Genomic DNA, 13845 nt, shown 5'->3' on the forward strand with positions numbered 1-13845 from the left:
ATAGATAGCCATCATGCTGACACACGTTTCAAGACCCATTTTTATTCAAGACTGTGGCTTTCATTCTGCGATGGGATCTGAAGACTCTCAGATTCATCAGTGCCTGTCCGGTCAACGCGCATCAAACATGGTGCGAGATGATCATATACTCAATACAAAAACGTCAACCATAGTCGGTCGCGTGCAAGCTGAGCTGCCCGAACTTCCTGAGCACTTACGCGCATTCGATACTCGCAATAACCAATTGGCTCTCTCTGCACTTAAGCAAATTGAGGGTTCGGTCCAAAATGCCATAGTTGAATTTGGTGCATCACGTATCGCTGTGATTATCGGCACTAGCACATCTGGCATTGCCGATGGCGAAATTGCCTATAAGCAGAAGTTAGACAGTGGCGACTTTCCCGATTCATACCACTACCGTAAACAAGAGTTAGGTAATACCAGTGACTTTGTCGCATCCTACTTTGGAATTACCGGACCTTGTTATGCCATCTCAACCGCTTGTTCTTCCAGTGGGCGCGTATTTATTACTGCTCAGCGCTTAATGCGCAGTGGGTTGGTTGATGCCGTCATTGTCGGCGGCGTTGATACGATCTGCCGCCTAACATTAAATGGCTTTAACGGTTTAGAAGCTTTATCCCAAAATCTTTGTCAGCCATTTTCAGAGAATCGTGATGGCATCAATATCGGTGAGTCAGCGGCGATAATGCTACTGGGTCAAACACCATCAAAGGTTGCCTTGCTTGGCACTGGGGATAGCTCTGATGCTCACCATATCTCTGCACCTCACCCTGAAGGTGTTGGTGCTGAACAAGCGATGCAAAAAGCACTAGATGATGCTGGGCTAACTGCCGCTGACATTGGCTACGTCAATGCGCACGGTACAGCGACCCCACTCAACGACAGCATGGAAAGCAAAGCCATCCATAGGCTGTTCCCAAACAACGTGCCTGTTAGCTCAACCAAGCCTTTAACAGGCCATACCTTGGGCGCTGCTAGTGCTACCGAAGCCGCGATTGCTTGGCACATTTTAAAACACGATTTACCACTACCGATTCAGCATTGCCAAAACAAAGCAGAAGACATTGAAGTTTCACTGGTTGAAACTCAAACCAAGCTGCAAGGCAAAGCCATTTTAAGTAACTCTTTTGCGTTTGGTGGTAACAACATTAGTCTAATTTTTGGTTACACCCATGACTAACTACCCTTCAGTAGGGCAACTATTGCCTCATGATGAGCCCATGATACTTATTGATCGTGCGCTAGACATTCAACAAAACACCATTCACTGCCAAGTGGATATTGGTGATAAGAATCCGTTCTTCAACGCCGAGTCACAAACCATTCCTGCATACGTCGGTATTGAGTTTATGGCTCAATCAGTCGCTGCTTGGTCCGGTTACCATGCCATGCAACAAGGCCAAGAACCGCCAATAGGCTTTCTTCTTGGCAGTCGCCGTTACACATCTCATTGTGACCATTTCAATCAAGGTCAAATACTCGATGTATACGCCGAGAAAATGATGGAAGATAACGGAATGGCGGTGTTCACTGCGCGTATCGAATTCGAGCAGCAAACCGTGGCGAGCTGCCAATTGAATGTTTACGTACCATCTGAAGAAAAATTAAAAGAAATGAAAATCAGGAGTCAACAATGACCCGACAAGTTTTAGTGACAGGCGCAAGTAAAGGAATCGGTAAAGCGATTGCCGTTCAATTAGCGAAAGATGGCTTTACCATTGCCGTCCATTATATGGGCGATCAGCAAGGTGCTCAGGACACATTGAACCTCATTGAGGAAAACGGTGGCAGCGGCCGTCTGATCCAGTTCGATATCAGCAATCGCAAAGAGTGCCGCTCTAAGCTAGAAGCCGACATCGAACAACATGGTGCTTATTATGGTGTGGTTAACAACGCAGGCATTACCCGTGATACTGCCTTCCCTGCAATGACAGAAGAAGAATGGGATGGCGTTATCCACACAAACTTGGATAGCTTCTACAATGTGCTCCACCCATGCGTGATGCCAATGGTACAAAAACGTAAAGGTGGCCGAATCGTCACACTAGCGTCTGTATCTGGCCTGATGGGTAACCGTGGGCAAACCAACTACAGCGCGGCAAAAGCTGGGGTTATTGGTGCGACGAAATCTCTCGCGTTAGAACTGGCCAAACGCAAAATCACCGTTAACTGTGTCGCACCTGGTCTTATTGATACTGGCATGGTTGATGACCATGTTAAAGAGCACGCAATGCCTCAGATTCCGTTGCGCCGCATGGGCGAGCCAGAAGAAGTGGCAGGCTTAGTCAGCTACTTAATGTCTGACATCGCGGGCTATGTGACTCGCCAAGTCATTTCAGTTAACGGAGGTTTAGTATGAGTCGCCGCGTCGTAGTCACCGGTATGTCGGGCGTTACTGCCTTTGGTAACGACTGGCAATCAGTAGAGCCAAAGCTGAGAGCCTGCGAAAACGCGACTCAATATATGCCGTCTTACGAGCAGTACGATGGTCTTAACACTAAACTCGCGGCACCAGTTGATAACTTTGAGCTGCCTAAACATTACAAACGCAAGCAAGTTCGCGGTATGGGGCGCGTGTCTCGTTTGGCGACGGTGGCAACTGAAAACGCACTTGAGCAGGCAGGATTAATCGGCGCTGAGGTGCTTACCAACGGCCAGACCGGTATTGCTTACGGCTCTTCGACAGGCAGTACCGACGCCGTCGGTTCATTTGGTGTGATGCTCAACGAGAAATCGACCAGAGCCATTACCGCCACGACCTATGTTCAGATGATGCCTCACACTGCCGCTGTGAATGTCGGCCTATTCTTTGGTTTAAAAGGGCGTGTAATACCAACTAGCAGCGCATGTACTTCGGGTAGCCAAGCCATTGGCTATGCCTACGAAGCAATTAAACATGGCTATCAAACGGTGATGGTGGCGGGTGGCGGTGAAGAGCTATGCCCAACCGAATCTGCTGTCTTTGATACTCTATTTGCCACCAGCTTAAAGAACGACGCGCCAAAAAGTACGCCTCGTCCATACGACACTCACCGTGATGGGTTAGTGATTGGTGAAGGCGCTGGTACTCTAGTTCTTGAAGAATACGAGCATGCCAAAGCACGCGGTGCCAAAATCTATGCAGAAATCATCGGCTTTGCCAGCAACTGCGATGCCGCTCATGTGACCCAACCTCAGATGGAAACCATGCAGATTTGTATGGAAATGGCGCTGCAAGATGCGGGCATCGAACCGGAGAAAATCGGCTATGTTTCAGCTCATGGTACGGCGACAGATCGGGGTGATATTGCGGAAAGTAACGCCACCGCGAACGCATTAGGTAAAGTGCCTATCAGTTCGCTTAAGAGTTACTTCGGGCATACTCTTGGAGCTTGTGGTGCTATTGAAGCATGGCTGAGTCTAGAGATGATGCATTCTGGTTGGTTTAGCCCAACGCTAAACCTAGACTCATTAGACGAGCAGTGCGGTAATCTCGATTACATCACAGGTAACGGTCGTGAACTTGATGTCGAATATCTGATGAGCAATAACTTTGCTTTTGGTGGCATCAATACATCGATTATCTTTAAGAAGATCTAACCCTCTCTTTCTCAGCCAAGTCCAACGTTGACTTGGCTGACTTCCCCCGCCCTCATTTCCTATTCCCCCGTCTTCTCGTTTCTCTAATAATTCTATGTACTTGCGCAAAATTTTTACTGGTTAGGCCTGGGTAAAATCCAAAACTGAAGCAATCTCACAAGTTATTTTTAACAATTAAGTAACATGCAATAAATCACTCATTATCTCGTGATTTCAGCCGCATAACGCTCTTAGCATAACCGATTTCCCACCTATTCCTGCCAAGACTTGCTAACTTATTTTTAGGTAATTATTTATCTAACCATACGCAGTTTATAAGCGTTAGAGCGTGAAACGGAAATAATAAAATAACGAGTAGAAAGGAACTATTATGTTTAGAATGAGCAAGTTAGCGGCTTCGTTAGCGTGTATTGTTTTAAGTGGCAGCCTATACGCTGCAGAACCTTACGATGCGACGAAGAGCTACTCCGGTGGCAGTCAAGTAACCGTCGATGGAAATACCTACGAGGCTAAATGGTGGGTGAATGCAGGACAAAGCCCTACTGACAACTACGCCAATGAATGGGATTCTCCATGGAAACTGGTCAGTGGAACAACACCAGAGCCAACGCCAGATCCGGACCCGACACCGGATCCAACACCTGACCCTACTCCCGATCCGACCCCAGATCCAACCCCAGATCCAACCCCAGACCCAACACCCGATCCAACACCTGGTACTGGAGTCTGTGCTGAATTCAACGTGTACCCAAATTGGACGCAAGGCGATCATGCCACTGGTGGCGACATCATGGTTAATGACAATATTGCCTACAAAGCAAACTGGTGGACATCTTCCATTCCTGGTAGTGACAGCAGTTGGGGACATCACCTAGATTGTGACAATAACTCTTCAGGTGGCACTACTGCTCTGAAATTGCCAAACCCATTAGATCCAGTAAGGCTCGAAGTCAGCGGTTGGCCAAGTAACTTTGTGGTCGCAAGTCCTGCAAGTCTTGATGCTCCATCCACTTTGACTATCAATGCGATTAATAGCCAAGACCTTGCAAATCTGACCAAACTGACTGACGCCTTCGTGGCCTTGATTCAAGCAGCAGATCTTGCGGGCTCAACATCAATAATCCTCAACAGTGACGTATTGGATGCTGCAACAGCCGATAAAGGTGCAGCCCTTGGTACTGTAGCGGTCAAACAAGCACTAACCGCAGCAGTAGACGCCACTGGTACTCATAGCCAAATTGACGTTAACGCGATCAATGCGCTTACGGATGATGTTAAAGGATGGGCGCAAGCTCATAACCTTGTCATTTCAGCGCTGGCACCGCAGGCGACATTCGGTTGGACGTTGAGCATTGGTGATTTTGCTTACAACACTCATTCAGGTAAACGAGCAGTATGGAACGCCGCTTCTGGTGCGTCTTCAGATCTGTTGGCAAGTTTCGAGCTTTATAAAGCAGACTCACTCAACAAAGCCGACTTTGTTGCCTTTAATAAATCAGCAACGACTGCCGCTCTTACCGATGAGCAATGGCACTATGCGTTAGAATACGTTAAACAAGTGTCTGACCATATCAAAACACCAGCGCTACTCTCTTCGATTCCAACCGCGCAGGCTTCCACCTACTTCTTAGGCAATAACTCTGGTGACCGCCATATTCGCAAAGCTGCACACAGCAACATTTTTGCAATTTTATTTGATACAGACAGTGCTGACCTAAATACTAAGATCGCTCGTTACCAGACTGCGACCGTACCTTTGTATTACGTTGGCGAAAGCGTGAAGAATGGACCACTAACTCGAATCACCTCATTGAATGCTGAGTTGGCAAGTGCTGAAAATGCAATGAACAACCAAGCCTTCCTCTATGAAGTGGCTCAAGCACAATGGGCACCCTCTACGGTATACAAATGGAATGACTTCTTAGCAGGTCTTAACTCGATGCACAATGTCGGTGTCGCTGGTAACACCTTCTGGCTATTGGATGACAATGCTAACGATGCGACGAACTCAGTTTACGCAAAAGTCGCCATTGCCGCATTCTTAGCGCAAAGTATGCAAGAAACCATTCGCTACAATGCTTGTGATGAAAACAACTGGTCCGAAGTAAGATACGGCGCTCCGGTTAACTACCCAATGACAGCAAGTTGTGGTCAGCTAGGTCAGAAATACGCCGATTACGGTAAAGACCCAGTTACCGGTATTGACCACCCTTACTCATGTCCACGCGATCCGAAGATGGAAGTCACCGCACTAACTAATGCGAAATGGTACGGTGCGCCAGCGCCAGTCTTCGCAGCACCAGACTCTGTACTTGCAGAGAAAGGTTTACTCGTGAATGGCAATGTTGGTCGCTGGACGAACGACGGTCACTGTATGGAAGTCCCGACTAGCGTTGATACCTCTAAGCAGGTTTGGGAACGTGGCGAATGTAAGGTTTACGAAGGCCAGAAAGCAGGTAAATTCATCTGGGATGGTAGTGACACTAACGGCACTGTCGAAGGCTGTGGTTGGTGGGGCCGTGGTGTTATTCAAACCACAGGTCGCCAAAACTTCGGTACGCTAAACCACTTCATGGGTCGTTCTCACGTTGACCCAGATACGATTGGAACCACAGTGAATGGTGTTGTTGTTCAAGCACCGCCAGCGAACCCACTCTATGCCGATCTCGACTTCTGTTCTAACCCTGGGTTAATTTGTAGCTCAGAAGAGAACAGAGAGATCAAATGGATTGCAGGTCTATTCTACTGGGTAACCTCCGTACAGGCTTACAACGATGAAGGTGGTCCATACGCAAGCTGGAACTACCATGCCGAGCTGAAGAGATACGTTGACGGTGGTCTACAAGGCACTGAGTTTATCGACGCAATTTCTGGCATTGTAAACCGTGGCTGTCCTGATAGTCATTGTCCGGTAAGTGGCGAAGTTCACGCAGTTAAAGAGCGTCAAGACAACTTCAAACTTGTGTTACAAACTCTGGGTCTAAACCCTCAGTAATGAAGTGGCCCCTTAACTACAACAAAGGCTCCTGATGTTCAGGAGCCTTTTTGTTTTTTTTAAAAGACAAACAACTAGAATAAAGATGACAACGTGGAATGCAAGCCCCTGCACTAATGCATAAATCACAAACCATAAATTACACCTATGAAAAGTATGATAGTCTTACGCTCCCACAGGCGACAGGGTTGCTTGTCAGGTTATCAATAATTAGATCATAAAAACTAAGGATTAATGATGTTTAAACGCCTACTTTGCGTTGCTGCTGTACTTGTAATGGCAGGGTGTAGCTCACCTAAATTTGACGGTAAGCCCCTTGAAGAGACAAACCAATCAAAGCAACTCACCATTGTCGAAGATGATGCGACACGAGATATTTTTCTGGCTTCAATGCTAAATTGGTGCGATATCAATGGCTACACATGTAAAGTTGTCGTAGATGGCACAACCCCTAAGGAAGATGAACTCACTCTCGACTATGTATCTCGCTGGAGCTGGGACTTTAAAACCTTTATCGCAGATGCTCGCATCACTGCATACCAAGAAGGGCAACGCGTTGGCTACGTAACATTCAAAGCACCGAATCAACTTAATTTTGACAAATACGGAAGTGATGAAGAACGCATTAAAGCCATGATGGACGTTCTTTTCAAAATCACCTCTGCAAAAGAAGCGACTCGCAAAGCTGGTAATGGTGAAATTTAACAATATAGAGCCCTCTTCTTGAGGGCTTTTCTAAATAATTTAAACGAATCCCTTCGAAACCTACCCAACCTTCACAATAAACCTTTACAATGCGCTAAGTTCAGGTACTATCTACGTGCTCTGCAATTCAGAGTTATTAGTGAAACTGCAAGTCGAAAGTAAATTCTTAGTAAAACGCGTTACCGTTGTTATCCTTAGTGTTTCCCTTAGCTTCATCGTTACATTAAATAGTTCAAATTTTCAGTGCATATAGAAGATTAACTTAACTTATATAAGGAAGACATCATGTCTAACAAAACTACTGGTATCGTAAAATGGTTTAACGAAGAGAAAGGCTTCGGTTTCATCACTCCAGAAAACGGCGGTGCTGACGTATTCGTTCACTTCCGTGCTATCGCTTCTGAAGGTTTCAAAACTCTAAAAGAAGGCCAACAGGTTTCTTTTGAAGTTGAACAAGGTCAAAAAGGCCCACAAGCTGCTAACGTAGTACCAGCTTAATTTTAGATTGACCTAAGCGTCAATTATCTAAGATTCGAAAAACCAGCCCAAGTGGCTGGTTTTTTATTGCCTATAAGAACGAAAAAGCTCTACCGAAGTAGAGCTTTCTTTAACAGCGATTACCACATTAAATCGTCTGGCACAACGAAATCTGCGTACGGGTCATCTTCAGCAGGGATATCTTCCGCTGGTGCATTTTGTTCGATGATGACGCTCTCGTCACGCATTGCAATTTTCTTCGCTACGCTACTTGGAATTACCACGTAAGTCTCATCAGTACGGGCAATAGATAGAATGCCTTTTGCCAATTGGTCACGAATCAACTGTTCAACATAGATAGCTTTAACCAGTGTGCCATCAGTAAAGTTGTATTTAATTTCGCCATCTTTCTGATCGATGGTGTTCATCTCAATCAGTTGCTTGATTTGCGCTTTGATCTCTTTGGATAAACGTTGCTCTTTCTGCTCTTCACTCAGTGCTTTATCGCGCTCTTGCTGTTGGCGCTTGTTCTCTTCCACTGCTGCTTTAACTTCACGTGCCTGTACACGAGATTTTTTCGAACCTTTCTTTGCTTTTTTCAGTTTCTTCTCGTTCACTAAGCCTGCTTTCAGCATTTGCTCTTGAAGTGTCAGTTTTGCCATTGTTCTTCCACAAGTAAGTCATCAATTTGTGTCTATTTTACCGACTCAAGGCAGTCAAAGAAAGGCTTCATCCAACATAAAATCCGCAGTAGAAATGAATAGAAAATCATCGCCTCGCCAGAGCGATTTCATCAATCGTGACGACAAATCTATTTTGTTAGACTCTGCTGCCTTTTTATCCGTTAATGCGCTCGACGCGGAAGCTTAGAGAAGCCAAATTCAGACCCGTGTCAGGTATGACTCAGCTCCACTGGGTCATGTATTTCTCTCCCTATCTTTGTGAGATTTGAAGTGGAAAACAATTCCAAACTTGATCGTGTTCGTGCTGATTACAATGTTCATTACTGGAGCCAAGGCTTCTACGGTATCGATAACCAAGGTGAGGTGTATGTATCACCTCGCAGTGATAATGCCCATCAGGTGCCACTAAGCAATATCGTCTCTAAGCTAGAACAGAAACAACTGAATTTGCCGGTATTGGTTCGCTTCCCACAGATCCTGCACCAACGCGTGCACGGCATTTGCCAAGCGTTCAACCAAGCGATTGAAGAGTACCAGTACGACAACAACTACCTGCTGGTGTACCCGATTAAGGTCAACCAACAGAAAGAGGTCGTTGACGAGATTCTTGAAAGCCAAGCGCAGCTAGAAACGAAACAGCTTGGCCTTGAAGCAGGCAGTAAACCTGAGCTACTCGCGGTACTGGCATTAGCTCAGAAAGCGAGCTCTGTGATTGTCTGCAACGGCTACAAAGATCGTGAATACGTTCGCTTAGCGCTAATAGGTGAAAAGCTAGGTCATAAAGTCTTCATCGTATTAGAGAAATTATCTGAGCTTGATCTGGTTCTAAAAGAAGCAAAAAGTCTTGGCGTTAGACCTCGCTTAGGCATCCGTATTCGCTTGGCATCTCAAGGGGCAGGTAAATGGCAATCGAGTGGCGGCGAAAAGTCTAAATTCGGCCTAGCCGCGTCTCAAGTGTTAACCGTCATTGAGCGTCTAAGACAAGAAAACCAACTGGATGCGATGCAACTGGTGCACTTCCACCTAGGTTCGCAAATGGCCAACATTCGTGATATCCGCAATGGGGTTAATGAGTCAGCTCGCTTCTACTGCGAATTACGTGGCATGGGAGCAGATATCAAATACTTCGATATCGGTGGTGGCTTAGCAGTAGATTATGACGGCACACGTAGTCAGTCGTCTAACTCGATGAACTACGGGCTGATTGAGTATGCACGTAACATCGTAAGCACAGTGGGCGATGTATGCCAACAGTATGAGCAGCCAGTACCAGTCATCATCTCTGAGTCTGGCCGCTCACTCACTGCCCATCACGCAGTATTGATCACAAACGTAATTGGAACAGAGGCGTATCATCCAGAGAGCGTGGGACAGCCAAGTGCTGAAGATCCAACTCTGCTACAGAATATGTGGCGTAATTGGGAAAACCTGCAAGATGGTAGCGATGCGCGTGCCTTAATTGAGATTTATAACGACACCCAAAGTGACTTAGCCGAAGTACACTCACAGTTTGCGACTGGAGTACTTAACCTACAGCAACGCGCTTGGGCAGAGCAGCTTTCGCTACGAATTTACTTCGAGCTGAGCCGCCAGATGAGCAATAAAAACCGTTTCCACCGTCCAATCTTGGATGAGTTGAATGAACGACTAGCGGATAAGTTCTTCGTTAACTTCTCGCTATTTCAATCTCTACCAGATGCTTGGGGGATTGATCAGGTGTTCCCTGTATTGCCACTATCAGGATTGGAAAACGTTGAAGATCGCCGTGCAGTAATGCTCGATATCACTTGTGATTCTGACGGTGCTATAGAGCAATACGTTGAAGGTCAGGGGATTGAAACCACGCTGCCTGTTCCAGCTTGGGATAAGGATAAGCCATACCTGATGGGCTTCTTCCTTGTCGGTGCATACCAAGAGATTTTGGGCGACATGCACAATCTGTTTGGCGACACCCACAGTGCAGTGGTGACCGTTGATCAAAGCGGTGAGGCGATTATAGAGCGCATTGATGAAGGTGATAGCGTCGAAGATATGATGCGCTATGTACACATTGATGTAGATAAGATTCGTCAAAACTACCGTGAGTTAGTTGCTGAGCGTGTCAATGTGAACGAGCAGCAAACCGTCTTAGAAGAATTAGAAGGTGGCTTAACAGGCTACACCTATTTAGAGGATTTCTAAATGAATGATTTGTTTACAAAAACTGATTATTCGCTTTACTCGAACTCAATGAGCTTTATGCGCAGACCTTACCTGCGCAATCCTGTCTCTGCAGATGCCGATCTCGTCGTACTTGGCGTACCCTTAGATATGGCAACATCAGGCAGACCAGGCGCTCGAATGGGGCCAGATGCGATTCGTCGTGCATCAGTAAATCTTGCGTGGGAAGGAAACAAGTTCCCTTGGGATTTTAATGTCTTTGACCGCGCTAAAGTCATTGATGCGGGTGACTTGGTGTTCGACTGTGGCGACGCGGAAGATTTCACTTATCGCCTAGAAGCTGCGACCAGTGAGATCCTTAAAAGCGGTAAAACGATGTTAGCGCTAGGTGGTGACCATTTCATCACTTTGCCAATTCTGCGTTCTTATGCGAAACATCACGGAGAAATGGCGCTGATTCATTTTGACGCGCACACAGACACTTATGACAACGGCAGTGCTTACGATCATGGCACCATGTTCTACCATGCGCCCAATGAAGGCCTAATTTCAGCGAAGCACTCTGTTCAGATTGGTATTCGTACTGAGTATGACCAAAATGATCATGGATTTAATGTTATTAATGCCATGGAAGCAAATGACTTGAGTGCAGAAGCGATTGTAGCGTGTATTCGTGACATCATTGGCGATAAGCCAGTCTATGTGACCTTTGATATCGACTGCTTAGATCCTGCTTTTGCACCGGGTACAGGCACTCCAGTTTGTGGTGGCTTGAACTCTGACAAAGTACTTAAGATCTTGCGTGGTTTAGCTGGTGTTAACATTGTTGGGATGGATGTGGTGGAAGTATCTCCTCCTTACGATCATAGCGATATGACTGCCTTAGCAGGTGCAACCGTCGCACTTGAACTGATGTACGCTTGGGCGTCGAGCCGCGTTAGCGAATAGCCTCTAATATCAATCGGTATAAATAAAGCCTGCCAACTCAAAACTGGCAGGCTTTCACCGCGTCCCACGAAATCGTTGAGGCGTTATTCCTGTCCAGCGTTTGAACCCCCTTCTGAAATTGGCGGTATCACTGTACCCCAAACGAAAAGCAATCTCTTCAATGGTCAATTCGGTACGAAGCAGAAACTCTTTGGCAATATCGCTACGTACCTCGCCGAGCAATTTCTGGTAACTCGTCCCATCCTGTTCAAGCTTTCTTCTTAACGTACGTGAAGAGCAACCAAACTGCAGTGCAACTGCTTCAATCGATGGGAATACACCAGCACTCTGATACAGAATTGTTTTGATCTGGTTGGTCAGTAGATATGGCGATTGTAGTGCTGCAATAACTGAATCACAGGACTGAAGGCAATTGCTCAACATATCTGCGTTATGGGTTTTAAGCGGCAGAGACAATAGCGAGGAACAAAAGCTCAATCTTAAACTAGGCGCTTCAAACTCGACTGCACAGCTAAATCGCTCGCTATACTTCGAACCATAAGCAGGTGCTCGATAAGGAAAAGAGAGGTGAGTAATCTCGAGCCTATGCCCTGTTAGCTCTTCGAACATAGCCACTAGCGCACTAAAAAAGTACTCGCTACAGAAAGGCAAAAGCTCGCCAATTTCGAGTGTATTTTCCAATACGATAGAAGCGATACCGTCATCTATTGTCACTTTTACAGAAAATACCGGACCATTTAGGTTGAGATATTTAAAGCCCGTTTTGATCGCTTCTTCTAAAGTACGACTGCTTAAGATGGCATAACCTAAAAGACCAAAATGGCTCAGCTTAGCTCTTTCTCCAATCAACAAGCCCAGCCCTACGTCGTGAAACTGCTGAGACACATGGCGAAACAGAAGCAACTTGTCCGCATAGGTCAACTGCGTCTTCTCGCTTTGCCAATCTAAATGAACCAAGCCGAGCTCCTCTAATATGGGTGTCGTCTTAACTCCAAAGCTCTCCACCGCTTTTAGCAGCAAGGCGATGTCCATAACGCCTAACTGGTGACGGTGGTCTATAGGTAGATACTCAGCGACAATTTCCATAACTCGTTTGTTGGTTGTTTGGGGTGGGTTGGCTAATTGGTGTTTCTAGCATACTGACATTATGAGTTTACTTTCGTGATCGTAGATGACTTTATGTCCGAAAGTGACCTGATTAATCGCTTCAAAATGACTCAAGCTAAGTCAAGTGTTAATCATTTGTAAATCAAAGCTATGATCTCTACTCATTCTGCCCCTGAGAATCTTGTGTCGTCAGAAGGCAAACCCACCTATGGTCATTTTGATGGTACGCCTAAGCAGCTCAATGCGACCTGTTTTGACTATCGAAATAGTATGGACAAACCTGCAAGCAAGCTTGCCAAGCATTTCCACTACAAGCAGTTTCAGTTTGTCAGCCTGAAAACGGCAAGATACATCATAGGATTCGCCATCGCAGATATACGCTACCTTGGTTCGTCTTTTTGCTATATCTACGACACCGAAAGCAACTCGCTAAGCGAACAAAGCTGGTTAAGACCACTGTCGTTTGATAAACAAATGACCGAGTCGCCCTACTCTGGTATGACACAGTTCGCGGGAACAAAACTGCAGTTTGAAATAGCCAAAGGCCAGTGGCGTGCTAAAGCGATGAGCAACAATCTGAAGCTCGATATTATCTTACATGCTCCAGCCAATAGTTTGCCGCTTTCCGTATGCACGCCCACAGCTTATTCCGGATGGACTTACACCCAAAAGCACAACGCACTAACCGTGACTGGCAAGCTAGAAATCGATGGCAATAGCGTAGATCTAAACAGTGCACTTGCCAGTTATGACTTCTCTGCGGGGTATATGCGCCGTGAAACAAGTTGGCGCTGGGCGAGCATCAATACCCGTGATGAAAACACCTTGCTTGGATTGAACCTAGCCGCAGGGGTTAATGAAACCGGCAGCTGCGAGAATGCACTTTGGGTCAATGGTCAACGACACTTGCTTAATCCAGTCCATTTTACGTTTGATCGCGACCATGTTGAGCAAGATTGGCACATATATTCCGACGACGGACGAGTATCTCTTAGGTTTAAACCACTCAATAAACGCAGTGAAAAGCTCAACTTACTGCTACTTAAAAGTAACTTTCGCCAGTTCATCGGTCTCTTTGATGGCTTTGTTGTCGATAACGATGGACTAAAGCATCAGCTAAAAAGTGTTCTTGGGCTCACTGAAGATCACTATGCCAAGTGGTAATCCTGT

Annotated in this window: 12 protein-coding genes; 10 read left to right on the top strand and 2 right to left on the bottom strand. The window is 46.1% G+C overall.

The genetic code is table 11. The features are described 5' to 3' along the window. Positions 1 to 13 precede the first annotated feature (13 nt). The 7 genes from AC6R00_RS06405 (at position 14) to cspE (ending at position 7798) form a co-directional block, all read left to right on the top strand. Entirely contained in the window at positions 14 to 1201 is a 1188-nt protein-coding gene (locus AC6R00_RS06405) for a beta-ketoacyl-[acyl-carrier-protein] synthase family protein (RefSeq protein ID WP_500639733.1), read from the top strand. Next, the gene (locus AC6R00_RS06410) at positions 1194 to 1658 is read left to right on the top strand and encodes a hotdog family protein (RefSeq protein ID WP_500639734.1); all 465 of its coding nucleotides are present in this window, start codon (positions 1194 to 1196) and stop codon (positions 1656 to 1658) included. The genes AC6R00_RS06405 and AC6R00_RS06410 overlap by 8 nt, the downstream gene beginning before the upstream one ends. Then, positions 1655 to 2380, top strand: coding sequence for a 3-ketoacyl-ACP reductase FabG2 (locus AC6R00_RS06415; RefSeq protein WP_500639735.1), 726 nt, complete (start codon positions 1655 to 1657; stop codon positions 2378 to 2380). The genes AC6R00_RS06410 and AC6R00_RS06415 overlap by 4 nt, the downstream gene beginning before the upstream one ends. Further along, on the top strand, positions 2377 to 3600 hold the full coding sequence (locus tag AC6R00_RS06420; protein ID WP_500639736.1) for a beta-ketoacyl-ACP synthase: 1224 nt from the start codon (positions 2377 to 2379) through the stop codon (positions 3598 to 3600). Before AC6R00_RS06415 ends, AC6R00_RS06420 begins: the two co-directional genes overlap by 4 nt. A 370-nt stretch (positions 3601 to 3970) precedes the next feature. Beyond that, positions 3971 to 6595 (top strand): cellulose-binding domain-containing protein, encoded by a 2625-nt coding sequence (locus AC6R00_RS06425; protein ID WP_500639737.1) that lies wholly within the window; start codon positions 3971 to 3973, stop codon positions 6593 to 6595. 237 nt (positions 6596 to 6832) lie between these two features. Continuing rightward, complete coding sequence (locus tag AC6R00_RS06430; protein WP_500640167.1) at positions 6833 to 7300, top strand: Sbal_3080 family lipoprotein; 468 nt, start codon at positions 6833 to 6835, stop codon at positions 7298 to 7300. 285 nt (positions 7301 to 7585) lie between these two features. Then, positions 7586 to 7798 (top strand): transcription antiterminator/RNA stability regulator CspE, encoded by a 213-nt coding sequence (gene cspE / locus AC6R00_RS06435; protein WP_004744614.1) that lies wholly within the window; start codon positions 7586 to 7588, stop codon positions 7796 to 7798. Between the two features lie 119 nt (positions 7799 to 7917). Here the strand turns inward: cspE and AC6R00_RS06440 are convergent, their stop codons facing one another. Then, positions 7918 to 8439: a DUF2058 domain-containing protein gene (locus AC6R00_RS06440; RefSeq protein WP_004744613.1), complete on the bottom strand. Its 522-nt coding sequence runs from the start codon at positions 8437 to 8439 to the stop codon at positions 7918 to 7920. A gap of 279 nt (positions 8440 to 8718) precedes the next feature. On the opposite strand from AC6R00_RS06440, the gene speA reads away from it, so the two are divergent. After that, on the top strand, positions 8719 to 10641 hold the full coding sequence (speA, locus tag AC6R00_RS06445) for an arginine decarboxylase (protein WP_500639738.1): 1923 nt from the start codon (positions 8719 to 8721) through the stop codon (positions 10639 to 10641). After that, positions 10642 to 11568 carry an agmatinase gene (speB, locus tag AC6R00_RS06450; protein ID WP_500639739.1) on the top strand — a complete coding sequence of 309 codons (927 nt, stop codon included), beginning with the start codon at positions 10642 to 10644 and terminating at the stop codon, positions 11566 to 11568. Positions 11569 to 11622: 54 nt separating this feature from the next. On the opposite strand, the gene AC6R00_RS06455 is transcribed toward speB, so the two are convergent. Further along, positions 11623 to 12654: an AraC family transcriptional regulator gene (locus AC6R00_RS06455; protein ID WP_500639740.1), complete on the bottom strand. Its 1032-nt coding sequence runs from the start codon at positions 12652 to 12654 to the stop codon at positions 11623 to 11625. Positions 12655 to 12825: 171 nt separating this feature from the next. On the opposite strand from AC6R00_RS06455, the gene AC6R00_RS06460 reads away from it, so the two are divergent. Continuing rightward, entirely contained in the window at positions 12826 to 13839 is a 1014-nt protein-coding gene (locus AC6R00_RS06460; protein WP_500639741.1) for a DUF2804 domain-containing protein, read from the top strand. The last annotated feature ends 6 nt before the right edge of the window (positions 13840 to 13845 follow it).

Source organism: Vibrio sp. R10-SF1-ISO8, assembly GCF_059833805.1.